This is a genomic window from Brevibacterium sp. HMSC07C04 (genome assembly GCF_001815905.1).
GTDB lineage: Bacteria > Actinomycetota > Actinomycetes > Actinomycetales > Brevibacteriaceae > Brevibacterium.
Window position 1 is genome coordinate 1 of sequence record NZ_KV823255.1, and the last position, 23063, is coordinate 23063.

The window sequence follows — 23063 nt, forward strand, 5'->3', positions numbered from 1 at the left end:
CAGCCTGTACAGGCTGGTGCCCTCCACTGTCGCTCACGCCGTGTCAGCGGCCGCAAGGCGACGGGCCGCTGTGACAACAGCCGCGCGTCGCCTGCAATGCTCCTCCTCGGTGGGCGGACCACACAGCATCCGGGCCACCTGAGGCACCGTGGACCACCAGCCCGCGATCGAGAGCACGAACAGAATCAGATGGGCGGCATCAATGTCGCGGGTGATCGTGCCCGCCTCCTGCCCCCCCACGACAGCAGCCGACTTGTAGCCGTAATACTCCCTCCGCTGGGCCTCGTCGGGCACTTCGTCGTCGAATGCCAGAGCCTCCCAACGCAACAGGCGGATCAGCTCGGGCCGCTCACGGTGATAGTCGTAGACCCGCCCGGCGTAGTCCCCGACGTCCTCCCTGGCGAACGAGGCCACGGGCACCGACTGAGCGACCTGCGCCAACTCGTCACGCAACACCGCAGCGAAGAGCTCCTTCTTGCCTCCGAAGTAGTTGTACACCCGCTCCTTGTTGACACCTGCCTTCTTCGCGATCTGCTCGATCGTCGTGCCATCCGGCCCGCGGTCGGCGAACTCCACCGTGGCCGCGTCCTTGATCTTGCGCTTGGTTCCCTCTGTGTCCCAGGCCACAGTCTGCGTCACACTCCTAAATTGCATCTCCAACGTTGAGGTTGCACCCCACGCCCGAGCATACTAGGGTAAATTCCAACGATTGCGTTGGAAGGAGACGTGCATGCCCTCGAACCTCCCACATCCCGAAACGACGGCTCCGGAGAGGTCGCCCTCACGTGACATCGCCAGCCCGGACTTCCCGGCTGGCGGGGTCGCCGTCGTCATCCTGGTAGTGACGGCCCTGTTCGTCCTGACACAGCTCTACGCGGCGATCCCGCTCTTGAGTCCAGTGGCTGCCGACCTCGGGGCTGATGCGACCTTCGCCCTGTCGACGAGCTTCAGCCTCACCTACGCCGTGGGCTTCCTCATCTGGGGGCCGATCTCCGACCGGTACGGTCGAAAGCGGGTCATGGCCGTCGCCATCGGGGTGCTCGCGGTTGCCACGCTTGTGTGCGCGACGGCTTCCTCCGTGCCGGTGATGGCGGCGCTGCGTGCTCTCCAGGGCCTCTCGGCAGCCGGGTTCGCCCCCGTTGCGCTGGCCTATCTGACCGAGGCTGTCGCACCCAACAGACGGGCTGGAGCGATCGGAGCGATGTCGACCGCGTTCCTGGTCGCGGGCATCTTCGGCCAGGTCGTAGCCTCCACGGTGGCGCTGCAAGCGGGCTGGTCGTGGTTCTTCGTGCTCTGCGGTGTCGTTCTCGCGATCACCTTCGTGCTGATCCTCACGCTCGTGACCGAGGCGCCCAAGCATGCCCCGTCGATGTCGCTCCTCAAACAGTTCGGCAACCTTGCGCGACTGCTGGTCATGCCAGCGATCGTGCTGCTCAGCATCGCGCACGTGACGCTTCTGCTGTCCTTTGTCGCCCTCTACACCGGCATCGGACAGCACCTGGAAAGCCTCGACGTGCCTGCCTCCGACATCATTCTCATCCGATTGGCCGCCCTGCCAGCGATGTTCGTCAGCCTCGGCGTTGGGGCTCTCGCGAAGCGTTTCGGCATCGTCCGGGTCGCCCAGACCGGCTTCACGCTCGCGGCTGTGGGCATGCTCGGAGAATTCTTCCTCTCCGGCACCTTGCCCGGCCTGATCGCCGCGAGCATCGTCTATGTCGCGGGCGTCGCCCTGGCTGTACCGTCCATGATCAACCTGTACGGAGAGACAGCCGCCCCGAATCGGGGCAGCGGGATGGCCATCAACGGATTCATCCTCTTCATCGGAGCCAGCATCGGCCCGATCGTAGGTGGTGCGATCACCAACCTCAGCACTCTGGCTATCGTTCTGGTCGCGCTTCTGGTCATTGCCGCAGTGTCCATCCTCTGTGTCTCCATGCTCAACCGAAAGGCGACCCGGTCATGACTGATGTCCTACTCCTGGGGGCTACTGGCCGCACCGGCAGTTTCCTGCTGAACCATCGCCCCGCGGGTATACTTCTGCATGCGGGAGTTCGACCCGGAGACGCCACGCGACCACTGCCGGTACCTGAGCACGCCGACGATGCGCGGGCCATCGACATCGATGACCCCACCCGTATGCGAGAAGCACTCACAGGCATCGACATCGTCGTCAACACCATCCGGCTGCGAGAGGAGATCGCGGCGACAGCACTGATCGATCTCCATGACCGGATCGTCGACGCTCAAGACGAGTCTAAGACTCCGTTGATTGTCCACGTTGGCGGAGCCGGGGCGCTCCATATGGGCAACGGCCGACGTTTCTGGCAAGACCCCGCCTTTCCCACCGTGACTCTCCCGCGCGGAGTCGCCCATGCCGCACTCCGAGACCACCTCGAATCCGAGACGGCGCCACACCGATGGGCTTACCTCATCCCGCCACCCAGCTACCAACCCGAGGGGCAGTTCACCGGCTCTTTCCGGAGACGGCCGCCCGCCGCCGACGAACGCACGTTTCTTCAGTCCAGCATTAGCTACGAGGACTTCGCCCTCGCCCTCGCCGACGCGATCCGCGACGCCTGGACTGGAACACATCTGATCTCAGCCTGACCGCACCAGCTGTTGGCGCATCGCCGAGCAACGATGGTCGACGCCAAATAGCAGCGCCCGCTGCAGGCCGGTGCGGAGCACGAATCCAGTCGCGTCTGTGCAGTCGGCAGGCTCTTGCGCAATACGTGACGCTACACCCAAGGTGGCACATCCCAACATGCCTGGCCGTTCAGGGAGACCCCTCGACCCCAGCTTCACCCCAGCACTTCGACAAGCCGCGGCCGAGATCCTCGCCGAGGGCAGCAAGCTCACGGTGCACGCCCTCTCGGAGCGCACAGGGGTGGGCAAACCGGCGATCTATCGCCGCTTTCCGAACACCGCTGCGCTCGCTCTCTCCGTCGTCGCCGATCGTCTCACCGGGGGACAGGGGCCAGACACAGGCAGTCTTCGTGGTGACCTCACCGCGACCCTCCGGCGACTACGCGACAGTCTCGCCGACCCCGCGATATCCGCTGGCCTGGCCCTAGTCGTCGCAGAACGGCGTCTGCCCGGGGTCGACTTCGGTCGAACCCTCATCGACCCCTGGTCGGACTCCATCGCGCTGATGATACGGCGCGCGGTCGAGCGCGACGAGATTCCTCCGGGAGTCGATACCGAGGCCGTGTTCCTTCTCCTGCTCGGGCCCCTTCTGCTACACGTGATGCTGCCCGAGCGTCCCGCGCTCGACGACGACTATCTCGAGTGGTTCGCCCAAGCCGTACTGTCCGGCCTGGGGCATCTCCCCGAACTCGCGCATCCCCGATGTGCCAGCCAGCGCATCCTTGATGCCGCAGGAGCCGAGTACGCTGCTCATGGCTTCTACGCGACCACTTTGGATCAGATCAGCGAGCGAGCAGAGGTCGGCCCCCGCGAGATTCGCGCCCGATTCGGCGATACGAAGCAGCTCGCTCGGGTGCTCCTGGACTACGAGCGCACCGCATGGGCGGCATGGGAGAAGACCATCCGCGGCCGATCACTGACTGGCGTCGCCGCCGTTCGCGAACTCCTCCTGCTGGCCGCCAACCATTACGCCACCGATCAACGCCTCCAAGGCGCAGCCAGGCTCGCCGTCGAGTCTCATCACATCGATCCACGCCGTCCTCACCCCTACAAGCGCCAGCTCCAGGTACTGCGCAGAGCGGTAGGCCGGGACCTATCGGGCCTACCCGACGGGACAACCGCAGACGGATTCACCGCCACTGTCCTGGCCACCTTCGCCGGCCTGACCACTGCGGTGAACGGCCAATGGGCCGACCTTCCTGAACGGATCGGACAGTTCTGGGATCTGCTCAAAACCACCATTTAGGTGAGGCATCTCGCCGGCTCCTTCCGCGCGTCCCCGATGCCAAAAACCGCTTCGCTTGGAGCGAACTTGCGTGCCTGCTCCGCCCAGTCCTCGTCTCTGGCGAAGGAGGTCTCGTACGGAGAGTCGGGCGGCAGCGACAAGCCCTCCTGGCCACGAAAAACACATCGCGGCCAGGAGGGCAGGGCGTTCGAGGAGATGCTGCAACGGCTGCTAGGCCGCGTTGGCGTCCGCATCCCCGCCGGAGGCGGTGGTGGCCGGGCGGTCGCTCTCCCCGTGGAGCTGTTCGAGGATGGTGTCCGAGAGGAGGTCTTCGGTGCCCTTGAGGGCGTCGGCGACTTCCTGGTCGGTGGGGAAGACCATCTCCGCGGCGACGTTGTCCTGCACGATGCGGGCGAGGTTGTCGAGGGCGACGAAGACGTAGTCCTCGGGGATCTCGGCGGCGGGCAGGTCGATCAGGTGCGTGTCGACGCGGGCGGGGTCCATGAGCTCGCGGATGATGATGGAGTTCTGGTTGAGTACCGAGGTCGTCCAGATCGAGATCACCACGACGTAGAGGTCCTTCCACTGCTGGTGGCCGATCTTCTTCTTCCACCGCTTCATGATCTTCTGGACCCCGGTGATCTGGGCATCGGAGGCGTACCACATGTTGGTGCGGATGCTGTCGTAGACGCTGCCGGAGAACGCCTCGAACGACCGGATGGAGAAGTAGCCGAGCTCGATCGACTTCTCGATGAACCGGATGCCGGAGTCGAGGATGTGCCGGCACGAGCGCTCCAGCTCGCCCGGCAGGTCCGCGTCCCGCAGCTGTTGGCGGGCGGCGCCGAGGGTGTCGGCGAACGCGGAGAGCGGGGCGACCCAGTCGCTGGTCTCGGACCCCTTGAGGTAGGGCGCGATGATCGAGAAGATCCCCAGCGGGACGTGCGCGATCGACTTGGCCAGCTCGAAGGTCTCCGGGATCGGGTGGAGGGTCTCGGTCTTCCCGTTGTGCACGAGCGTGTACTCCCCGCCCTGCGGATCGTTGTTCACGATGATCACCGGGGACAGGTGCTCGATGAGCTCGGCCTTGAGGGCGGCGTAGTTGCGCTGCATGTCGGTGTCGATCTGGAAGATCGCGTTCCGGGCGCGCACCGTCGGGCTGGACCAGTACGCGGTCATGTCCAGGTCGTGCGGGTCGATGTCCTCGGCGCGACGGTGCGGCGAGCGTGACGGACCCTGTGGGCGCGGCTGCTGGTGGTGGCTGGGGTTTCCGCCGTGGTCGTGGCGGACCGGGCATCCCTGGTTCTCGTAACCCATGGGTCTCTTCCTCCTTGAAGATGCAGTGTGATGTGACCTCTGGTGCCCGGCCCCCCGGGGTCGGGGGTCGGGCACCAGAGCCGTGGCGAGTTCGGGTTACCGTCTCGCCGGGTTCGGGGTGTTACCGGAGGTTGCCGGGGTCGGCAACGACGACGCCGTAGAGGTCGGCGATCGTGGCCAGCGCGCTGTTGTGCAGCTGGGTCGAGGGCACCTCGGCCACGGCGGTCTGCAGCGGGCGGGTCGCGCAGGCGCTGGCGACCACGGTGGGCTTCTTCCCGTGCAGGAAGGTGCCCTCGGCGGTGAAGGTGACGCACATGTTGGTCATGAAGCCGGCGATGATGACGTCGTCATGGCCGGCGGCGGCGACGAGCTCGCCGAGGTTGGTGCCCACGTAGGCGTTCGGCGCGGTCTTGGCGACCACGGCCTCGCCCTCGATTGGTGCGACCCTCGGGTGGATCTGGCCGATCTCGTCGTGGATGTCGTACGGGGTGCCGTCGCCACCGTCGTTGACGATGTGGATGACCGTCGCCCCGGCCTGGCGTGCGCGCGCCAGGAGATCGGCGCCCGCGTCCAGGGCCGGTTCCCAGCCCTCGAGTTCCATCACGCCGCGGGTGTAGGTGTTCTGGAAGTCGACCATGACCAGGGTCGAGTCGGCCAGGGTGGCCGGGGTGTCGTCGAAGCCGTTGAGCTGGCGGAGTGTCGTGCGTGCCATCGTTCTCCTCGTCCTAAGAGTTCCGGGTTCCTCCCGTGTCCGGGAGGGGGTACTTCGACGCTATGATCCGACCCAGCGCGTCGGCAATGTCATGTAACCTGCAAATACCGACATGTCGAGGAGTGGGTTCAGCTGAGAAGGGGTGAAGGGCGTGGTTGAACGTCTCGTGGTGGTGGTGCTGTTCGAGCGGGTCGATCTGCTCGACGTGACCGGCCCGCCGGAGGTGTTCGCGCTCCTGCAGCGCGAGATGGATGAGCCGACCGGCTACGAGGTCCTTCTGGTCGCACCGTCGATGGAGCCGGTGACGACATCGGCGGGTGTGCGTGTCCTGCCGGATGCGACCTTCACCGATCTCGAGGGCCGGTCCATCGACACCTTGGTCGTGCCCGGGGCGGTCGATGTCGATGAGGACCGGCGGGTCACCGCGCTGGTCGATCCCGAGATCGCCGCGCATGTCGCGGACCTGGCGCCGCGCACCCGCCGGGTCACCTCGGTGTGCGTCGGCGCACACGTGCTCGCCGCGACGGGATTGCTCGACGGCAAGCGGGCGACGACGCACTGGTCGACGGCCCAGCAACTCGCCGCCGAGCATCCCGCGATCACCGTGGACGCCGACCCGATCTTCATCCGTGACGGGGACGTGTGGACCGGTGCCGGTATCAGCTCTTGTCTCGATCTTGCCCTGGCCCTGGTCGCTGATGACTTCGGTGAAGCGCTCGCGCAGAAGGTCGCCCGCCAGTTGGTCGTCTACCTCAAGCGTCCCAGCGGGCAGAGCCAGTTCAGCGTGCCCTTGGAACCGGCCTCGACGACGCGGCGGGTGGACGAGCTGCGCCACTACATCCGGGAGCACCTGGCCGAACCGCTCACGGTCGCCGAGCTCGCCGAACGGCTCCACGTCAGCGACCGGCAGCTCACCCGGATCTTCAAGACCGAGCTGGGCATGACCCCGGCCGCCTACCTCGAATCGGCCCGCCTGGAAGTCGCGCGGAACCGGTTGGAGACCAGCGACGACACCCTCACCCGCATCGCAGCTGCCTGCGGATTCGGCACCGTCGACACCCTCACCCGCGCCTTCCGCCGCGCTCTCAACGTCACCCCGGCCGAATACCGCGCCCGCTTCCGCATCCACTGACCAACCCGACCCGGTCCCTTGCCGGTCCTCGCGTCGTCCGGCGCCTAGAGAGCTGCCGTCCCTACTACAGCCCCGCGCACCCCACACACTGTTGGCACCAGGGGTGCCCGGGGTGCGCTGACGCGCACCTAACCCCCGAGGCGGCCCCTCTCCGAGGCCTTCTCGGGGAGGGGGTACGTGATGGTGATGACGATCCGCGTGATGTCGTCTGGATCGGGCTACGAGTACCTCCTGAAGTCTGTCGCCACTGCCGACGTGCCCCGCGAGGCCGGTTCATCCCTGACTCGCTACTACACCGAGACGGGCTGCCCGCCCGGCACCTGGGCCGGCCGCGGACTCGACAGCCTCGACACCGGACAGGGCCCAGCGCTCGCGATCGGTGACACGGTGACCGAGGAGCATCTCGAGAAGCTCCTCGGCCGCGGCGTGCACCCCCTGACCGGTGCGAAACTGGGCCTGCCGTATCCGAAGATGCGTTCGGCGCAGGAACGCATCGCTGACCGCATTGCGCGCCTGTCCGACGAGCTGCCGGCCCAGGCGCGCGAGCGGGCGATCGAGGAGATCCGCAACGAGGAGATTGCACGCAAGCAGCCCAAGGCCGTTGCGGGATTCGATCTCACGTTCTCGCCGCCGAAGTCGGTGAGCGTGCTGTGGGGCGTTGCCGATGCCGCCACGCAATCCCGCATCGCCGAGGCCCACCATGCCGCCGTGCGCGACGTGCTGGCCCTGCTCGAGGAACGGGTCGCGGCAACCCGCGTCGGGCACGGTGGCGTGGCACGTATGCCCGTGACTGGCGTGATCGCTGCGGGTTTCGATCACTTCGACTCGCGGGCCGGGGATCCGCAGCTGCACACGCACCTGGTCGTGTCGAACAAGGTCCAGGGCATCGACGGCAGGTGGCGCAGCCTGGACTCTCGCACCCTGCACCGGGCCACCGTCGCCTTGTCGGCGACGTACAACGCGCTGCTGGCCGATCACACCACGCGCATGCTCGGCCTCGCCTGGACGGATGTCGACCGCGGCCAGGACCGCAACCCCGGATGGGAAATCGACGGGGTGCCCGCTGAGCTCATCGCCGTGTTCTCCCAGCGCACCACCGGCACTACCGACGGCGAGGGCATCGCACAGGCCACTCAGCGGCTGATCGAGGAGTACACCACCACGCACGGGCATGCACCGTCGAAGGCGGCGATCGCGCGGTTGCGCCAGCAGGCAACCCTGGAGACCCGTCCGAACAAGGAACTGCACTCCTTGGCCGAGCTGACTGCGCGGTGGCGTGCCCGCGCGACCGAGCTGCTGGGCGAAGACGCAACCGGCTGGGCGCACGGCGTGCTTGCACGCAATCCCCACACCGTGGTGCGCGCCGACAACATCACCCCGGAGCAGATCAGCAAGGTGGCGGAGAAGGTGCTGGCCGAGGTCGGCGACCGGCGCGCCACCTGGTCGCGGTGGAACCTCCACGCCGAGACCGCCCGCCAGCTCATGGGCGCACGGTTCGCTACCACCGAGGACCGCACCACGGTGCTCGACCGCATCGTGCACCAGGCCGAGGAGGCCTCGGTACGGCTGACTCCCGGCTACGACCGGCTCGTGCCTGATCACTATGTCGATGCGGAGGGGGCGAATCGGTTCCAGCCGGTCGACCAGATCGCCTATACCTCGCAGGAGATCCTCGACGCCGAACAGCGCCTGCTCGACCACTCCGACCGCACCAAGGCTCCTGCCGTAGACGAGCGGCGGATACGCCGCCATACCCGGCGGAAGATCGACCGGGTTCGGCTCGCCACTGACCAGGTGAGCGCGGTGACACGGATCGCGCGGTCCGGTCTCACGCTGGACCTGCTGGTCGGTCCCGCCGGGTCCGGCAAGACCACCGCGCTGAGGGCCTTGCGGCGGGCGTGGGTCGCCGAGCACGGCAGAGACTCGGTGATCGGGCTGGCGCCGTCAGCTGCGGCTGCCGAGGTCCTCGGTGACTCGTTGGGGGTGCGGGCGGAGAACTCGGCGAAGTTCCTCTACGAACACGACAAGGGCCGCTGGGACCTCGCCGCCGGGCAGCTCGTTCTCCTCGATGAAGCCTCGCTGGCCGGCACCCTGACCCTTGACCGGATTGTCACGCATGCCGCCGAGGTCGGTGCGAAGGTCGTGCTGATTGGGGACTGGGCGCAGCTGGCCAGCGTGGAGACCGGTGGGGCGTTCGGCATGATCGTGCGCCACCGCGGCGCCGTTCCCACGCTGACTGGTATCCACCGGTTCACCCACGACTGGGAGAAGAACGCCAGCATGGGCCTGCGTCTCGGGAAGACCGCGGCCCTCGACACCTACGAGGACGAGGGCCGCCTGCACGATGGCGAGCTCGAGAACATGCTCGATGCGCTCTACCAGGCCTGGCAGGCCGACCGCGAGACCGGACTGTCCACCCTCATGATCGCCGGCAACGCCGAGACCGTCGCCGAACTCAACCAGCGCGCCCGCGCCGACCTCATCGCCACCGGCGACGTCAAAGAGCAGGGCGTCGCGCTGCGGGACGGAACCGAGGCCGGCGTCGGCGATCTGATCGTCACCCGCCGCAACGAGCGCCGCCTGACGACCGGGAGCATGAACTGGGTGAAGAACGGCGACCGCTGGCAGGTCACCGGCCGCGGCAAAGACGGGTCGCTGACCGTCCGCCGCCTCGGCAAAGGCGACCGCCCCCACGGCAGGGCCCTCACGCTGCCGGCCAGCTACGTGGCCGAAGACGTAGAACTCGGCTACAGCACCACCGCACACCGCGCCCAGGGGGCGACGGTCGACACCGCGCACGCACTCATCGACCCCAACAGCGCCTCCAGGGAGCTGTTCTACGTCGCGATGACCCGCGGACGCGAGTCCAACCATGCCTACGTCGTGCAGCCAGATCCGCACGAGCTCGAACCCCACCTCGACCCGCCCGAAGAGCTGACCCGAGTCGAGCAGCTGGCCCGCGTGCTCGCGCGCAGCGACGCAGACCTCTCAGCCACCGAGACCCTGAAGGCCGAGATCGACAGGCACGCCTCCCTGAAGACTCTGATGGATGAGTACGACGTGCTCGCCCGCGAAGCCGACCACGACCGCTGGGAGGCCCTGCTCGACGTCGCCCCATTCACCCCCGAGGTGGCCGACGCCGTGTTCACCAGCGCCTACTACGAGCGCCTCGAAGCAGCACTGTCCCGCCACGAAGCCGACGGCCACTACCTCACCACGCTCCTCACATCCCTGGCCCCGACCATTACACCCGGGGACGATCAGAACGATCCTGCCGCGCAGCTGGCGTCCATCGTCGAGAAGGCAACCCGGTCGCTCCCGCGACGCCGCGACGCTCGGCCCCGCGTCGCCGGCCTCATCCCCACACCAGCCGGACCCCTCGACGACGACATGCAGGCAGCGCTAACCGCTCGCCAGGACCTCATCGAAGCAGGAGCACGCAGGCTTCTCCTGCATGCACTTGATACTGGGGAAGACTGGACGAAGGAACTGGGAACCCCACCGACGCGGGGGCGGGTCCGGACAGCGTGGATGGAGAACGCCGCTACCGTCATGCTGTATCGGTACCGCAACGACATCGAAGATGCGGCGCCGCTGGGTGAACCGAAGCAGATCCGCGGTACCGCGCAGGACGCCCAGTACCGGCACGCTGCGGCTGCTCTCCGCAACGTCAACGAGATCAACAGCGGATTCGAGGCGGACGCTCGCCGGAGCCCTATCCGACGAGACCAAGGACGCTCTCTGTGACCGTGAGCGCCGAGCTGCCTCACAAGAAGGCGCCCATGCTGACGAACGCGCCGGCCACGGCGCCGCGCTGAGCGAGCCCCGTGAGGATTTTCGGCTTGTGATGGCGACGTGGCGCTGCCATCCCTTACTGGTCTCGCTGGTTTTATAGACCGGCACATTCTTTTGGCGGACATCGCAGACTACGACAGCGCCATCCTCCTCGTTTCTCGACGGCAGAAAACCGCGCCGCGCAACACGATCGCCATATATCTCCACGAGTCACTGATATGTGGGTTTACTTGTCAAGAGGCAGATTAAGATTGTCCCGGATCGGTTCCCCTTCATCCCCGGGATCGGAGGAGTACCACCACGGTAGGGGTCGAGACTCAGACGCGTCGTTATCGACTCACATGGTCAGACTGATATTCGAGGGTTGGCTACCTCATGACGATTATTCGAACCGGAGCATCCCGTGGTCTAGAATCGAGCGTCACCCAACCGGGTAGCCGGGTTGCCCATAGCGACTTCTCGGATCAGCTCCTGATGCTGTCTCGAACCATCAGCCCCTACCGCAGGGCACGATCATCGTGGACTCACCCCATCCGGGCCTCCCGCCCCTTGGGATCGGCCATCTCCAGTTGCAGGGGCGCGGCCACTGACCAGCACCATCCTGCAAGTTCTCGGGCCACTGCCGTGTTCGCTTTGACTCGGCGCTTCTTCCGGGCGTCGAAATTCGTCCACACTCGGTGTAGTCGCTGATTGCCTTCAATCGCTCTGGCCCGAGTCGTAGTATCGACCTTGTCGAATTGCCGCAACAGGCGCGCCCCGGGTCGTGAGTACGGGCGGGCATGCGTCCAGGCAGCCTCGATGAGCAGTTTCCTCGCATACGTGTTCCCGGCCTTCGTGATCGACCCCTGCGACCTGGTCTGCCCACTCGAATGCTCCGAGGGAGTCAACCCCAGATACGACCCGATCGTCGCCCCAGTGAACCTCGTCCAGTCCCCGATTTCGACAGCCAACCCGAACCCAGTCGTGATCGAGATTCCCCGAAAACACATCAGGGCATCGATGATCGGCGCCTCCTCGGCTTCGGCGACCAGATCGGCGATCGTCGCATCGAGGCGTTTGACATGGGCCATCAGCAAAGTCTCGGTCTCCAACTCAGCCACCAATGCCTGCTGCGACGCGGCTGGTTCGAGCCGTTGCCGGGCCAACCAGTCATGATGGGCCTGCGTCCACCTCGTCTCCTTCGGGTACCGCAGCCCATGCCGGAGGATGATCGCGTTGATCCTCTGCCTGGCATGGGTGAGGTCGCCGACGGCGCGTTGCCTGGCCCGAGAGACATCGCGGAGTCCTTCCTGGCTGATCGGTGGGATTCGGACCTCGGTGATCTCGCCCAACGACAGCATCCTCGCCAATCCCAGGGCATCACGTTGATCGGTCTTGACTCGCTCGCCGGGGGCTCGCAGCAGTTTCGACGGGGCCGCGACCGTGCAGGTGATTCCCTGGTCTGTGAGGTCGCGGGCGAGTCCGTATCCGGTTGGGCCGGCTTCATATGTGACCGCGGTGTCGTCTCCGTGGGCTTTGATCCACGAGATGACCGTGGGGTTATCGGCCGGCATCGTTGCCTGGTCGATCTCTCCGGTGTCGGCATTGAGTGCTGCCGCGGTCACGGTTTTCGCGTGAACGTCTAATCCGATGAAGGTAGTCTTGAGCATGTCGGGACCTCCAAAAGCTCAAATGTGGCTCTACCAGTACACACCCGAATCCGGTGTTCCCGGTAGGACGGTGGTGGAGACTGGGTAACCCACGATTCCTTTGATGCACGGAGGCCCCGGCCCCACCTTTCCCTCATATTGTCTAGAGCCTGAGAAATCAGCCTAGAGAGCCGTTGAGGGCCCCGCGGATGTATGGGTGAAGGCGTTCTATCCTTGCAGGGAGTGATGCCCAGGAGTCAGCGAGACCCGCGAGCACCTGTTCTCCGATGAACATGGCATTGATGACTTCGGCAGCCTCAGCAGTCGCGACATGTGAGGGAATGGAACCGTCGCCTTTTCCGGTATCGATAACATCTTTCACGATATCGATCCACCGGAAGAACGGGTTGCTCGTATTCGTCGGAAAGTCGACGCTCGGCTGGTTTATGAGGCGAATGCCGCCTTGAACCAAGGAGTCATCGGCGATCAGGCGTGCCAGATCGTCGGCCAGCCGGAGGATCGTTTCGGGTGCCGGGAGGTCACTCTCGAGTGCTGCGTCGAGCACGCTGAGCATGCGTTCTTGCTGGGCTTCGATGACAGCGGCCGCGATGTCTTCCTTCTTTCCAAAGTGGAAGAAGAGAGCGCCTTCGCTACTGATGCCGGACTCTTTGCTTATGTCCTTAAGTCGCGCCTCGGCGAATGTGAGTCTCGCAAACACTCGGCCTGCGGCGTCCAGGAGCTTTGCTCTCGTTGCGATCGAGCGCTGCTGCCGGGGCCGGGCAGGGCCCTCGCGCAGCATTGCATCTTCTATTCGGTTGGTCATAGACACCTGCCGTTGCTCATCGTGTGAGCACCTCTCTTCGTTGCTTCGGGCTGACGCGACACGCACCCGCCCAACTCTACTTGGGGCGGCCGTTGGTGGCCTGGCTCCAGCTTGACCTGGGCTCCTGCATGCTTCGACGATGCCCGTCATCGGTCCCTCACGAACTGGTTCCTAGCAAGCCCCTGGTACAGGCTCGAGGTCCTGAGTAGCTCCTGGTGGTCCCCGACGGCGGCGACCGAGCCTTCGTCAAGGACGATGATCTGGTCTGCCTGCTGGACCGTTGCCAGCCTGTGGGCGACGACGATCATCGTACGAGTGCCGCCGAGTTGCTTAAGCGCGATTTGGATGGCTTCTTCGTTGCCGGAGTCCATTGCTGACGTCGGTTCGTCAAGGAGGAGGAGCTGGGCGGGGCTGAGCAGGGCTCGAGCGAGCGAGAGGCGCTGCTTCTCCCCGCCGGAGAGGTTGACTCCGCGCTCACCCAACACCGTGTCGAGGCCATCGTCGCGCTCGAATCTTTCGCGGAGGTTGACCATGTCGAGGACTTCCTGGCATGCCTCTTCGGTGACCGTCGGGAAGCCCAGCTGCAGGTTCTCGCGCACGGTGCCGGAGAGAACCACAGGATTCTGCTCGACGTAGGCGATACGGCCTCGGAGGTGATCACGATCGACGGTGCTGATGTCCTCGCCGCCTAGCTCAATCCGTCCGAAGTCTGGCTCGTAGAAGCGCTCAATCAGCGAGAGCAAGGTCGACTTGCCTGACCCCGAGGGGCCGACGATCGCGGTTGTGGCGCCTTCTTCCAGTCTGAAGGACACATCGTCGAGGACAGGAGCCCCATCGTCGTAGGAGAACGTGACGTGCTGAACCGAGAGGTGCGGCGTGCGTGTGTCTGCGCCGTCTGCTTCGACTGCACCACCACTGGGGCGCTCGCCCTCTCCTTCGATCGGGATCCCCATGAGCCTGTTGATCCGTTCCATCGCGCCCTGCGCGCCACGGATCGTGACCAGCGACGTGAAGACGCGCCCTAGGGGGTTGATGAGCATGAACAGGAACAGGACGAATGTGACCAGATCGGCGAGAGACAGCGCGCCGGAGGCCACACGCATCCCGCCGATTCCGATGACGATGAGTAGCGCGGCTTGTACGACGACGCCGCTTACGGGAGATAGCAGGGCCTCCGTGCGAGCGATCCTGAGACCTCGGTCGTACGCTTCTTCCGCGTCAGCGACGATGCCCTTCTCGAGCTGCGATTCTGCGCGGGTCGCCTTCACCGTGCGGATGGCGAAAAGGGCGCGTTCCATGCTTGCGGCGAGCCTGCCTACAGCGTCTTGGGCGGCTACCGTCGAGCTGCGGATACGGCGGGAGGCGAGGATGACGACGGCCACTCCGGTACCAGCGACGGCGAGGACCACGACGAGCATGGGCGGGTCGATGGTCGCCATGGCGATGATCGCACCGACGAACAGGAACACGCTTCCGACCGCGTCGACAGCGCCCCCGGTGAACACGGCGCGGACCATCGATGTGTCGGCGCTGAGACGGGTGGTCAGGTCGCCGCTGTGGCTGGTGTCGTAGACCCGCAGCGGCAGACGGATCATCCGACGGACGATCCGCTTGCGCAGGTCGAGAACGGTCTGCTCGGCAGTTCGGGTCAGGAGGTACTTCTGCAGGGCTGCCAAGATGGAGCCGAGCAGCAGCAAGGCGATGAGCAGTGCCACCCACCCTGCGAGGTGCCCGGACCCGAAGAGGGTAATGAGCCTGTTCACCACGAGTGGCTGAGCCAGGGTTGTGGCAGCTGTGAGAACGGAGAGCACCGCGACAGCGATAAGGGGCCGGGTGCGTGCCTTCACGAGCGGAAGTAGAGCGACGAGGGCAGCAGAATCCTGTGTCGTGCGGGTCATGTCCCCACCTCCTCCCGTGATGCTGGGCGCTGCTGTGCAGGGGATGGGCGGTGACCATGGTGGTTGCACCACGGTCACCGCCCATCGGATTGCCCGAACCACTGCCTGGATCAGGCATCGGAGCAGATGTCAGGGAGCAAGAGCTCGCGGGACCTTCCGTCCGATGATCGGCGGGACTGCTCACGCGGAGAAGTCCCGGATCGGGAGAACCGTCTCGATCTCCGGCGCCCAGGGGAACTCTCCCGTGCTGGCGTGGAAGTCGCCGAGCTCGACGAGCGCGGGGCTCTCGTATGCCTTCTTCACGATGCTCACCTCCTTTCCGTGATCGTGGGATGCCCTGGCGGTCGCCAGGGCAAGCTCAGGGACGGGCCGCGCTCCTTGAGGAACGACCGGCCTCGACTTTGTAGAACGTCCGGTAGTCGCCCACCAGCAGGATGTCCTCGACGACGCGGTCTTCCGCTTCCACCCACGCGTGTGCGGTGAACGGGGGCGTCAAGGACACCCCGACACACCAGGACGGCCATCTGCCGCGCAAACGGCAGAGCAGCGCGATCGTGATCGAACGGGTCAAACAGGCATCGTTCCCGCGGCACTCGGGGCTCGCCGTCAGGACCTGTTCCTTGATAGCGTTCGTCTCTTCGTAGGCAGCGGGGCGGGCTCGACACGCAATCGTGGTCAGCAGCTCGCGCAGACGGGCGGAGTCGCGCCTTTGGATGATCGAGGCGACACGGACAGTGAGCTGGATGAGCACCCTTCGAGGGAATCTCACCGGCACTACTTGGCGAGGGAGTACGTAGCTCATCGCAGCCCCTTCTCGTCCAGCGCGCGGCAGAAGGCCTCGACGTCGCGGCGAGCGGTGTCGGCGTCCACGTCGTACTCGTCGACCAGCGCACGAACGATCGCGTCCGTGTCATCACCAGCGTCGAGTCGAGACTTGATCAGCGCCGCGGTGGCATTGAGGTGCAGATAGGCGCCGTCCGCTTCGTTGAGGAGCACCTGACCGTACTCGGTGTCGACGACGTGGACCTTGGGAGAGGAATCGTTCTTCCGCGGCATGGCATTTACCTCGCTTCTTCACTGCTCTGTGGGACGGGGGAATGATGGACATCGCGGAGGAACAGTGCGAGATTGGTCAGGGTGATGACCATCGGCGAGGGGATCCGCGTGTCATTGGGCCGGCTGGCTTCGACCAGGGCCTGTCGGTCGATTAGGCCCTGGTCCAGGACACCGGACTCCTCCCAGATCGCAGCGAGCGTCGGGTAGTGCTTGGCGTAACCACGTACAGCCTGTGGTCCTCCACCGACCTTCGTCGCCCGGTGCAGGTAGTCATCCGGTAGCAGCCCCCGCATCGCCTCCTTCATCAGCGGCTTCCACTCCATCGGGGTGTCGCGCTCGTCGTACCTGACGGCGAAGACGGCTTCGATCACGTGGTCGTCGATGAGCGGAGAGTCGAACAAGACATCGTCGGGCTGGCCGAGATAGGACATGCCCCTGGCTACACGCCCGGCCTCGTGCATGGTGTAGAGGTCGAAATGCTCGGCCACGCTGCTGCTGAGACTGGATGCGTCGCTGGCCAGCTCGATCATCCTGGCGATGACGGCGTCGACCGCGTCGTCGGTCATCCATGCTGGGAAGGCCAGCGGCGCGCCCCAGTCGCTGAGCCCAGGAGGGGCGATCGTGTCCGACCGCTGACTGGCGTCACGGAGTGCGGTTCTCAGCCAGGTCGCATAGTCCTGCCGGTCGGTGAGCTGCCGCAGTGTCGTCCGGAAAGACACACGATTGGCTCGTGCCTCGGTTCGCGCTCGCCTCCATGCAGTCATGGGCTTGGACCTGGCGAGATCGTGATCCCACGCGGCGACGCTTCGGAAGAGATGGTCGCCCCCGATTCCGGTGAAATGGATGCCGACACCGCGTTCGACATCCCCGGCGACCATCGCGAGCAGACGCGGTGCGGCCATGAACGTCTGCGATGGCTCGTCCAGCCCGAGGTGCAAGTCCTCGAGCCCGCCGTAGAAGTCCGGCAGAGAGTCGACGGAGATGATCTCGTGCTCGGTGACACCCGGCATAGCCACGAGTGCCCGCTCAGCCCAGTGGAGATCCTCGCGACCGCCCGGGTCGTCGGTGTAGAACGTTCGCGCCAACACCCCGGAAGGACCCTGCGACGCGAAGTAGCACACCGGCGTCGAGTCCAGTCCGCCGGAAAGGTCGGCGGACACCGCCACGCCAGAACCCGTACGAGCCGCCAGCGCCGAGTCGAGCGCATCGCGGAGGAGACCAGCCCCTTCGTCCCTGGAGAGTTCAGGAGCGGGCCGTGTCCACCAGGTCCGCGTGGAGGTTCTGGTGCCACCCGAATCCACGTCGATGTAGGCGCCACCGGCGACCGGATGCACCTCATCCCACATCGCAAAGTCATTGTGCGGGTGCGGGAGGTTCGGCAACAGGCGCATGCCCACAGCCACTGGACTGATCGTGCGCTCACCCAGCTGGGCGAGAACATCAGCCCGATCACCGATCAGCGTCACACCGTTGACCGTCGAGTGGAAAAGCCTGCGGTTCTGGCTCACCGTCCCACAAGCGACGGTACGGCCGTCGACGCTCAGGTACATCGCGAAGTTCCCATGGAACCGATGAACCCTCTCGATGATCCCGGCGACGTCGCGTCCGAGACCAGTGAGGGAGACGAGATCGCGCTGAGTCGCCGAGGTCGGCCCGATGAGAACCAACCGCGTCGCACCCGAGTCCGAGACAACCACCGGATCAGCGCGAAGACGGGCGCGGATCCAGGGACGGCCCGACGCATGGTCAAGCACGAGGCTCGCTCGTTGATCGAGCCGCGCAGCGATCGGGCCGGATGCGTCGGCGTCCGGCAAGGCGACCGCGAAGGACTCCGGGAGTTCCATGACCGCTCCTTCCGTAGCAGCTGGTGCTTGATCCGAGTATTTAGTTGCGCGCCCAACTTGTCAACCATGATGACGGAGCCTAGCCTGGATGTCGAACCTGGGTCGCCCGGAAGCGCAGGCTGCATGGATCGATGTGCGCTGACGCCAGCGGCTCATCGAGCCAGCAGTGCCGGAGGGTCCCGATGGAGACGAAGCTGACGGCTTCTGGAGCGTGGCTCCAGCAGCATCGGTGGGTCACGGACTCGCTCGTGAGCATCCTCGTCCTCGGCTACGAGGCGATGTACATCGCCCTGGTCTCCTACCAGCGCGGCTTGGGACCGGGTGCCATCGCAGCCTTCATCGCCGCCGTCGCCATGTGCGCGGTATTCCCGCTGCGTCGTCGCTGGCCGTTGGTCACGTTTGGCATCGTGTCGGTCGCAGCCTGGGGGTTGCTCCTGCTGGGCCTTGGCCTCTCGCCGGGATCGATGACGATGTCCGCGCTGTTGTTGTTCACCCTCGCCACCAGGTTCGGGTGGACAGTGGTCGCCTCGGCGCTCGCCGCCGTGTGCGTGTGGGCGGTCGTTGGCGGTCTGGCCTTCATCGAGGCGGGCATGATGCGCATCGGTGAAGTCGGTGTCATCGTCCTGGCCGCTGTGTGCGTGGCGATGTTCGGGGTTGCTGCCCGTCATCGGCGCGGTCGCCTCGAGGCTCTCCGGGAGCGCGCGGACCAGCTCGCACGCGAACGGGACGCGCAGGCCGCGATTTCGGCGGCGGAAGAACGAGCCCGGATAGCCCGGGAGATCCATGACATCGTCTCGCACAGTCTGGGCACGATGGTCGTCATGGCCGACGGTGCAGCCCGAACCGCCGAGTCCGCACCCCAAGAGGCGAGTCGAGCAATGGCCAGGGTGCGCGATACCGGGCGAGAGGCGATGGCGGAGATGCGCCGGATGCTCGATGTTCTCCGTGACGACGAGGCCGCGCTGCGGGCTCCGCAGCCGGGGTTGGACTCGCTGGAGCGGCTCCTTGAGGAGAACCGTGCGACCGGCATGCGGGTGGACCTCACGGTGACAGGAAGCCCGGTCGAACTGCCTACGGGCGTTGACCTGGCGGCCTACCGCATCGTGCAGGAGGCGTTGACGAACGCCCGGAAGCACGGAGGCCCGCTGCTGAGCCTGGTCATGGTCGCGATCACCTATCGCGACGCTGTCATCGACCTCCGGATCGCTGACGACGGCGCCGGGGTGAACGCGGAAGCGCCCGCATCGAGGTCGGGACACGGCCTGGTGGGGATGCGAGAACGAGTCACAGCTTACGGCGGCTGGCTGAAGACCGGGCCACGGCCGCAGAGAGGCTTCGAGGTGCACGCCGTGCTACCGATCGGAGGGACGACATGAGCAACCATTCACCGATCCGCCTGCTGCTGGTCGACGACCAGGAGATGTACCGGGAGGGCTTCCGGATGGTGCTGAGCACCCGGCCGGAGTTCGAGGTCGTGGGCGACGCCGAGGACGGTATGGCGGCGATCAACCTCCTGCGCACCGTCAAGGCGGACGTCGTGCTCATGGACGTGAGGATGCCGCGGATGGACGGCGTCGAGGCGACTCGACGCATTCGGGAGGCCGGGGGCCCACCTGTGCTGGTGCTCACGACCTTCGACCTGGATGAACACGCCTACGACGCGATCCGGGCCGGTGCTTCGGGCTTCCTGCTCAAGGACGCGCCTCTGGACGAGCTGGTCACCGCGATTCGTCACGTCCATGACGGCGACGCCGTGGTGGCTCCCAGCACCACGCGCCGACTCCTGGATAGGTTTGCCGCTCTGCGCCCGGAGGAGGCCCCGCAGCGCGATGCGGGAGAGCTCGACGTACTCACGGACCGCGAGCGGGAGGTGCTCAGCCTCATCGCGCAGGGACTGTCCAATGGTGAGATCGCTGAGGAGCTGGTGATCGCCGAAAGCACGACGCGTGTGCACGTCGGCCGGATCCTCGCCAAGCTCCGTCTGCGCGACCGAGCGCAGGCGGTGGTCATGGCCTACCAGGTTGGATTGGTCGGCCATGACCGAACCTCGGAGGGCGAGCGTTCGCAAGCAAGCAGTTCGCCGTCCCAGTACCGATCAGACGAGAGGAGGTGAGACAGCGATGAAGACGTACCAGACTCCGCAGATCACGGACGTCGGGAGCTTCCACGAGGACACGGGTGGACTGCCGTTCCTCCCGTACCTGGAAGAGGCACTCCCGTTCTTCGACCGCGACAACCCGTGACCGAAGACGACCCTACGGTGACAGCCCTGGTGAGGGCTGAATTGCGAAGGCCGCATCGTGGCGTTGCCGCGTCATGAAATCAGGTCTCGTGCTGAGCACGTCGCAGTTGGCGGTGCTCGCCGCGGCGGGGAATCCTCTCCGTTCGCAGCGAGCACCGCCTCACCATCCGGTTGATTCTCTGAACTCTTGAAACCCGGGCGATGAAAGTAAGAGGCTCATTCAGGACCGAACAGATAAGCGTGGTGCTTACGGCTCACCGCGCGGTACTCAGAATGCTTAGCCAAAGATAGTCCTGCTGCGAGACGACATCGCACGCGGTGCGGACGAGAGTGGATGCATGTCCTACATCGTCGCCACTGAGAATCTCACAAAGACGTACGGCAGCCGCACCGTCGTCGACAAGCTCAACCTACGCATCCCCGAGGGTAGCGTCTACGGGTTCCTCGGCCCGAACGGGTCGGGCAAGTCCACGACCATGAAGATGCTGCTCTCGCTCATCCGGCCCACTAGCGGACAGGCCCACGTGCTGGGCCGTCCCATGGACCGCAGCACGCGCCGCGGCTTGCTCGGCCAGATTGGCTCGCTCATCGAGTCCCCGCCCGGTTACGCACACCTCACCGGCGCCGAGAACATGCGCATCGTCCAGCGCCTGCTCAATCTGGACGACAAGAACATCGACTTCGCCGTCCGGACCGTGCGCATGCAGGACCAGATGAACAAGAAGGTCCGCGAGTTTTCACTCGGGATGAAGCAGCGCCTGGGCATCGCGATGGCGCTGGCGCGACAGCCTAAGCTGTTGATTCTCGACGAACCTACCAACGGCCTGGACCCCGCGGGCATCGAAGAGATCCGCGACCTGCTCAGGCGGCTCGCCGCCGGCGGCGTTACGGTCATGGTCTCGTCCCATCTCCTCGGCGAAGTCGACAAGACCGCCACCGTGCTGGGGATCCTCAGCCAGGGAAAGATGATCTTCCAGGGCACGCGGGCTGAGCTGTTCTCCGCCGCGACGCCCGATCTGCTCATCGACTGCTCCGACCCGCGGCGGGCGCAGGCCATGCTCGCGCGGCCTCATGGGGCGCGGCTTGAGAACGGCACGGTCCGTCTCTCCGGGGTTGAGACCAACAACGCCGTCGCAGCAATCGTCACAGGACTGGTCGGCGAGGCGATCGGTGTGCACGGGGTGCGCCGCGACGAGCAGACCCTCGAGAGCGTGTTCATGGGCCTGACCGCCGGTGGTGGGCTGTGATGGGGCGGGCGCTGGTCAATGAGTTCGCGAAGATGCGGCACCTGCATGTGCTGCTCCTAGTCGCCGTTCTCTTCGTCGTCGTGGTCGTGATCGGCCTGTACGCCGGCGTGCTCACCCCCGACTTCGACGTGTCCACCGAGTCGGCGTGGAACACGCTGCTTCTGGGCATGGGTTCCGGAGTCAGTCTCGTCTCGCCGCTGCTGCTGGCCGTGATCGCCAGCCGGCTCGTCGACGCCGAGCACCAGGGCGGCGGCTGGCTCATGTCAGCGACCTCGGCGCTCGCGCCTGGACGGCTCTGCCGCGCGAAGTTCCTGGCGCTGGGGATCCTCATCACCGGTGTCACGGTCGGCTCCAGCCTCGTGCTCGCCGCGGCCGGCTTTGCCTTCGGGATCGCGGCACCGTGGCCGGCAGATCGATGGATCGGGCTGACGCTGTGCATCCTCGTGGTCAACCTCGCCCTCCTGGCACTGCACATCGTGCTCGCCGCCCGGGTCGAGAACCAGCTTGTCGGCATCGGCATCGGACTGCTCGGCGTCGTCCTGGCGATGTTCTCGACAGCGGTGCCCGTCTGGCTCGCACACCTGACTCCGTGGGGTTACTACGCGCTCTCCACCGCCGCCGGCTACGTCGACGGCGAACTCGCGCCGCTCACCCCCAGCTATCTCAGCGTTGCCGGTCTCGGCCTGGTCGCCGCTGTCGTGTTCGCACTGTTCGCCCGCTCGTTCGACCGTCAGGAGGTCTGAGATGAAGGTCTTCGCCGCAGAGCTCATCAAGCTCAAGCGTTCGCTCAGCTGGGGCGTCGCCGTCCTGCTGCCCATCATCATGGTCGCCTCCGGGTCGATCATCACCCTCATCGACGGCCGCGCCCTCGAAGACGGCTGGCACACGCTGTGGATGCGCTCGATCGTGTTCTACGGGCTGTTCCCGCTCTCCGTGGGCATCGCCATCCTCGCCTCCCTCGTCTGGCGCACAGAGCACCGCGGGAGCAACTGGAACGCCCTCATGGCAGGGCCCACCTCCTCGCTGAGGATCGTGCTGGCGAAAGCCGGAGTGGTCGCCGTGCTCGCCGCGATCATGCAGATCATTGCCACGGCCTCGACCGTCGTACTGGGCAAACTTGTCTTCGGCCTGCCAGGGTTCCTTCCCCCGCAATACTTGGCGGTCTCCGTCACCATCGTCATCGCCTCGATCCCGGTCGCCGTGCTGCAGTCGTGGCTGTCGATGCAGATGCGGTCGTTCGCCGCCCCCGTCGCCGTCGCCTTCCTCGGGGCCGGGTTCTCCACGTTCCTGCTCGTCGTCGGGATCGACCCTGCGATCTTCGTCAGCCCCTACGCCACCGTCAGCCGCGCCGCCCAGCTCGGCACCGGGAACTTCGCCGACACCGGCGAGATCACGGCCGCTGTGCTCGCAATCATCACTGCGGCGTCCCTTGTGCTCTCCGCCGTGCTCACCGCGGCCAACACCCTCGTCCTCGAGCGCACCGACGCACACACCTGACGCA

The 23063-nt window shown here is 65.8% G+C and carries 21 protein-coding genes; 11 read left to right on the top strand and 10 right to left on the bottom strand.

The window, feature by feature from the left end; all coding sequences use genetic code 11:
• Positions 1-33: 33 nt before the first annotated feature.
• Positions 34-639 carry a TetR/AcrR family transcriptional regulator gene (locus HMPREF3162_RS05030; RefSeq protein WP_256278275.1) on the bottom strand — a complete coding sequence of 202 codons (606 nt, stop codon included), beginning with the start codon at positions 637-639 and terminating at the stop codon, positions 34-36.
• A gap of 91 nt (positions 640-730) precedes the next feature.
• Here HMPREF3162_RS05030 and HMPREF3162_RS05035 point away from each other — a divergent pair, with 91 nt between their 5' ends.
• The 3 genes from HMPREF3162_RS05035 to HMPREF3162_RS05045 all read left to right on the top strand — a co-directional run bounded on the left by HMPREF3162_RS05035 (position 731) and on the right by HMPREF3162_RS05045 (position 3892).
• Positions 731-1963, top strand: coding sequence for an MFS transporter (locus HMPREF3162_RS05035; RefSeq protein ID WP_070574201.1), 1233 nt, complete (start codon positions 731-733; stop codon positions 1961-1963).
• On the top strand, positions 1960-2607 hold the full coding sequence (locus HMPREF3162_RS05040; protein WP_070574202.1) for an NAD(P)-dependent oxidoreductase: 648 nt from the start codon (positions 1960-1962) through the stop codon (positions 2605-2607). Before HMPREF3162_RS05035 ends, HMPREF3162_RS05040 begins: the two co-directional genes overlap by 4 nt.
• Positions 2608-2764: 157 nt before the next feature.
• Positions 2765-3892, top strand: a complete 1128-nt coding sequence (locus HMPREF3162_RS05045; protein ID WP_070574204.1) for a TetR/AcrR family transcriptional regulator C-terminal ligand-binding domain-containing protein — start codon at positions 2765-2767, stop codon at positions 3890-3892.
• A gap of 210 nt (positions 3893-4102) precedes the next feature.
• On the opposite strand, the gene HMPREF3162_RS05050 is transcribed toward HMPREF3162_RS05045, so the two are convergent.
• Together HMPREF3162_RS05050 and HMPREF3162_RS05055 are read right to left on the bottom strand one after the other, a co-directional pair.
• On the bottom strand, positions 4103-5185 hold the full coding sequence (locus HMPREF3162_RS05050; RefSeq protein ID WP_218079076.1) for a hypothetical protein: 1083 nt from the start codon (positions 5183-5185) through the stop codon (positions 4103-4105).
• A gap of 121 nt (positions 5186-5306) precedes the next feature.
• On the bottom strand, positions 5307-5897 hold the full coding sequence (locus HMPREF3162_RS05055) for an isochorismatase family protein (RefSeq protein ID WP_070574206.1): 591 nt from the start codon (positions 5895-5897) through the stop codon (positions 5307-5309).
• Between the two features lie 151 nt (positions 5898-6048).
• Here HMPREF3162_RS05055 and HMPREF3162_RS05060 point away from each other — a divergent pair, with 151 nt between their 5' ends.
• The gene (locus tag HMPREF3162_RS05060) at positions 6049-7029 is read left to right on the top strand and encodes a GlxA family transcriptional regulator (RefSeq protein WP_070574436.1); all 981 of its coding nucleotides are present in this window, start codon (positions 6049-6051) and stop codon (positions 7027-7029) included.
• Positions 7030-7209: 180 nt separating this feature from the next.
• A complete protein-coding gene (mobF, locus tag HMPREF3162_RS05065; protein ID WP_083304129.1) occupies positions 7210-10776 on the top strand; it encodes a MobF family relaxase in 3567 nt (1188 codons plus the stop codon).
• Between the two features lie 572 nt (positions 10777-11348).
• On the opposite strand, the gene HMPREF3162_RS05075 is transcribed toward mobF, so the two are convergent.
• The 7 genes from HMPREF3162_RS05075 to HMPREF3162_RS05100 form a co-directional block, all read right to left on the bottom strand.
• Positions 11349-12473 carry an IS110 family RNA-guided transposase gene (locus HMPREF3162_RS05075; protein ID WP_070777117.1) on the bottom strand — a complete coding sequence of 375 codons (1125 nt, stop codon included), beginning with the start codon at positions 12471-12473 and terminating at the stop codon, positions 11349-11351.
• A 157-nt stretch (positions 12474-12630) separates the two neighbouring features.
• Positions 12631-13275 (bottom strand): TetR/AcrR family transcriptional regulator, encoded by a 645-nt coding sequence (locus HMPREF3162_RS05080; RefSeq protein ID WP_176747338.1) that lies wholly within the window; start codon positions 13273-13275, stop codon positions 12631-12633.
• A 146-nt stretch (positions 13276-13421) separates the two neighbouring features.
• Entirely contained in the window at positions 13422-15173 is a 1752-nt protein-coding gene (locus tag HMPREF3162_RS05085) for an ABC transporter ATP-binding protein (protein WP_070777118.1), read from the bottom strand.
• A 180-nt stretch (positions 15174-15353) separates the two neighbouring features.
• On the bottom strand, positions 15354-15476 hold the full coding sequence (locus HMPREF3162_RS11645; protein ID WP_176747339.1) for a keywimysin-related RiPP: 123 nt from the start codon (positions 15474-15476) through the stop codon (positions 15354-15356).
• A 55-nt stretch (positions 15477-15531) separates the two neighbouring features.
• Entirely contained in the window at positions 15532-15975 is a 444-nt protein-coding gene (locus HMPREF3162_RS05090) for a lasso peptide biosynthesis B2 protein (RefSeq protein ID WP_070574212.1), read from the bottom strand.
• The gene (locus HMPREF3162_RS05095) at positions 15972-16229 is read right to left on the bottom strand and encodes a lasso peptide biosynthesis PqqD family chaperone (RefSeq protein WP_070777119.1); all 258 of its coding nucleotides are present in this window, start codon (positions 16227-16229) and stop codon (positions 15972-15974) included. The genes HMPREF3162_RS05090 and HMPREF3162_RS05095 overlap by 4 nt, the downstream gene beginning before the upstream one ends.
• Positions 16230-16234: 5 nt before the next feature.
• Complete coding sequence (locus HMPREF3162_RS05100) at positions 16235-18073, bottom strand: asparagine synthase-related protein (RefSeq protein ID WP_070574215.1); 1839 nt, start codon at positions 18071-18073, stop codon at positions 16235-16237.
• 248 nt (positions 18074-18321) lie between these two features.
• Here HMPREF3162_RS05100 and HMPREF3162_RS05105 point away from each other — a divergent pair, with 248 nt between their 5' ends.
• From HMPREF3162_RS05105 to HMPREF3162_RS05125, 6 genes are all read left to right on the top strand, one after another.
• Positions 18322-19449: a sensor histidine kinase gene (locus HMPREF3162_RS05105; protein ID WP_176745898.1), complete on the top strand. Its 1128-nt coding sequence runs from the start codon at positions 18322-18324 to the stop codon at positions 19447-19449.
• Positions 19446-20186 (top strand): response regulator, encoded by a 741-nt coding sequence (locus HMPREF3162_RS05110; RefSeq protein ID WP_083304132.1) that lies wholly within the window; start codon positions 19446-19448, stop codon positions 20184-20186. The genes HMPREF3162_RS05105 and HMPREF3162_RS05110 overlap by 4 nt, the downstream gene beginning before the upstream one ends.
• 7 nt (positions 20187-20193) lie before the next feature.
• The gene (locus tag HMPREF3162_RS11780; RefSeq protein WP_176745899.1) at positions 20194-20316 is read left to right on the top strand and encodes a keywimysin-related RiPP; all 123 of its coding nucleotides are present in this window, start codon (positions 20194-20196) and stop codon (positions 20314-20316) included.
• A gap of 337 nt (positions 20317-20653) precedes the next feature.
• On the top strand, positions 20654-21562 hold the full coding sequence (locus HMPREF3162_RS05115) for an ABC transporter ATP-binding protein (RefSeq protein WP_070777120.1): 909 nt from the start codon (positions 20654-20656) through the stop codon (positions 21560-21562).
• Positions 21562-22305 (top strand): ABC transporter permease, encoded by a 744-nt coding sequence (locus HMPREF3162_RS05120; RefSeq protein WP_083304133.1) that lies wholly within the window; start codon positions 21562-21564, stop codon positions 22303-22305. Before HMPREF3162_RS05115 ends, HMPREF3162_RS05120 begins: the two co-directional genes overlap by 1 nt.
• A gap of 1 nt (position 22306) precedes the next feature.
• Complete coding sequence (locus tag HMPREF3162_RS05125) at positions 22307-23059, top strand: ABC transporter permease (protein ID WP_070574219.1); 753 nt, start codon at positions 22307-22309, stop codon at positions 23057-23059.
• The last annotated feature ends 4 nt before the right edge of the window (positions 23060-23063 follow it).

What these genes read in the sequence shown, in the direction of transcription:
- HMPREF3162_RS05075 (WP_070777117.1), bottom strand. Translation starts at nt 12,473, where the DNA reads ATGCTCAAGACTACCTTCATCGGATTAGACGTTCACGCGAAAACCGTG.
- HMPREF3162_RS05045 (WP_070574204.1), top strand. Translation starts at nt 2,765, where the DNA reads ATGCCTGGCCGTTCAGGGAGACCCCTCGACCCCAGCTTCACCCCAGCA.
- HMPREF3162_RS05120 (WP_083304133.1), top strand. Translation starts at nt 21,562, where the DNA reads ATGGGGCGGGCGCTGGTCAATGAGTTCGCGAAGATGCGGCACCTGCAT.
- mobF (WP_083304129.1), top strand. Translation starts at nt 7,210, where the DNA reads ATGGTGATGACGATCCGCGTGATGTCGTCTGGATCGGGCTACGAGTAC.
- HMPREF3162_RS05110 (WP_083304132.1), top strand. Translation starts at nt 19,446, where the DNA reads ATGAGCAACCATTCACCGATCCGCCTGCTGCTGGTCGACGACCAGGAG.
- HMPREF3162_RS05090 (WP_070574212.1), bottom strand. Translation starts at nt 15,975, where the DNA reads ATGAGCTACGTACTCCCTCGCCAAGTAGTGCCGGTGAGATTCCCTCGA.
- HMPREF3162_RS11780 (WP_176745899.1), top strand. Translation starts at nt 20,194, where the DNA reads ATGAAGACGTACCAGACTCCGCAGATCACGGACGTCGGGAGCTTCCAC.
- HMPREF3162_RS05050 (WP_218079076.1), bottom strand. Translation starts at nt 5,185, where the DNA reads ATGGGTTACGAGAACCAGGGATGCCCGGTCCGCCACGACCACGGCGGA.
- HMPREF3162_RS05035 (WP_070574201.1), top strand. Translation starts at nt 731, where the DNA reads ATGCCCTCGAACCTCCCACATCCCGAAACGACGGCTCCGGAGAGGTCG.
- HMPREF3162_RS05055 (WP_070574206.1), bottom strand. Translation starts at nt 5,897, where the DNA reads ATGGCACGCACGACACTCCGCCAGCTCAACGGCTTCGACGACACCCCG.
- HMPREF3162_RS05100 (WP_070574215.1), bottom strand. Translation starts at nt 18,073, where the DNA reads ATGGAACTCCCGGAGTCCTTCGCGGTCGCCTTGCCGGACGCCGACGCA.
- HMPREF3162_RS05115 (WP_070777120.1), top strand. Translation starts at nt 20,654, where the DNA reads ATGTCCTACATCGTCGCCACTGAGAATCTCACAAAGACGTACGGCAGC.
- HMPREF3162_RS05095 (WP_070777119.1), bottom strand. Translation starts at nt 16,229, where the DNA reads ATGCCGCGGAAGAACGATTCCTCTCCCAAGGTCCACGTCGTCGACACC.
- HMPREF3162_RS05040 (WP_070574202.1), top strand. Translation starts at nt 1,960, where the DNA reads ATGACTGATGTCCTACTCCTGGGGGCTACTGGCCGCACCGGCAGTTTC.
- HMPREF3162_RS05085 (WP_070777118.1), bottom strand. Translation starts at nt 15,173, where the DNA reads ATGACCCGCACGACACAGGATTCTGCTGCCCTCGTCGCTCTACTTCCG.
- HMPREF3162_RS05080 (WP_176747338.1), bottom strand. Translation starts at nt 13,275, where the DNA reads ATGACCAACCGAATAGAAGATGCAATGCTGCGCGAGGGCCCTGCCCGG.
- HMPREF3162_RS05125 (WP_070574219.1), top strand. Translation starts at nt 22,307, where the DNA reads ATGAAGGTCTTCGCCGCAGAGCTCATCAAGCTCAAGCGTTCGCTCAGC.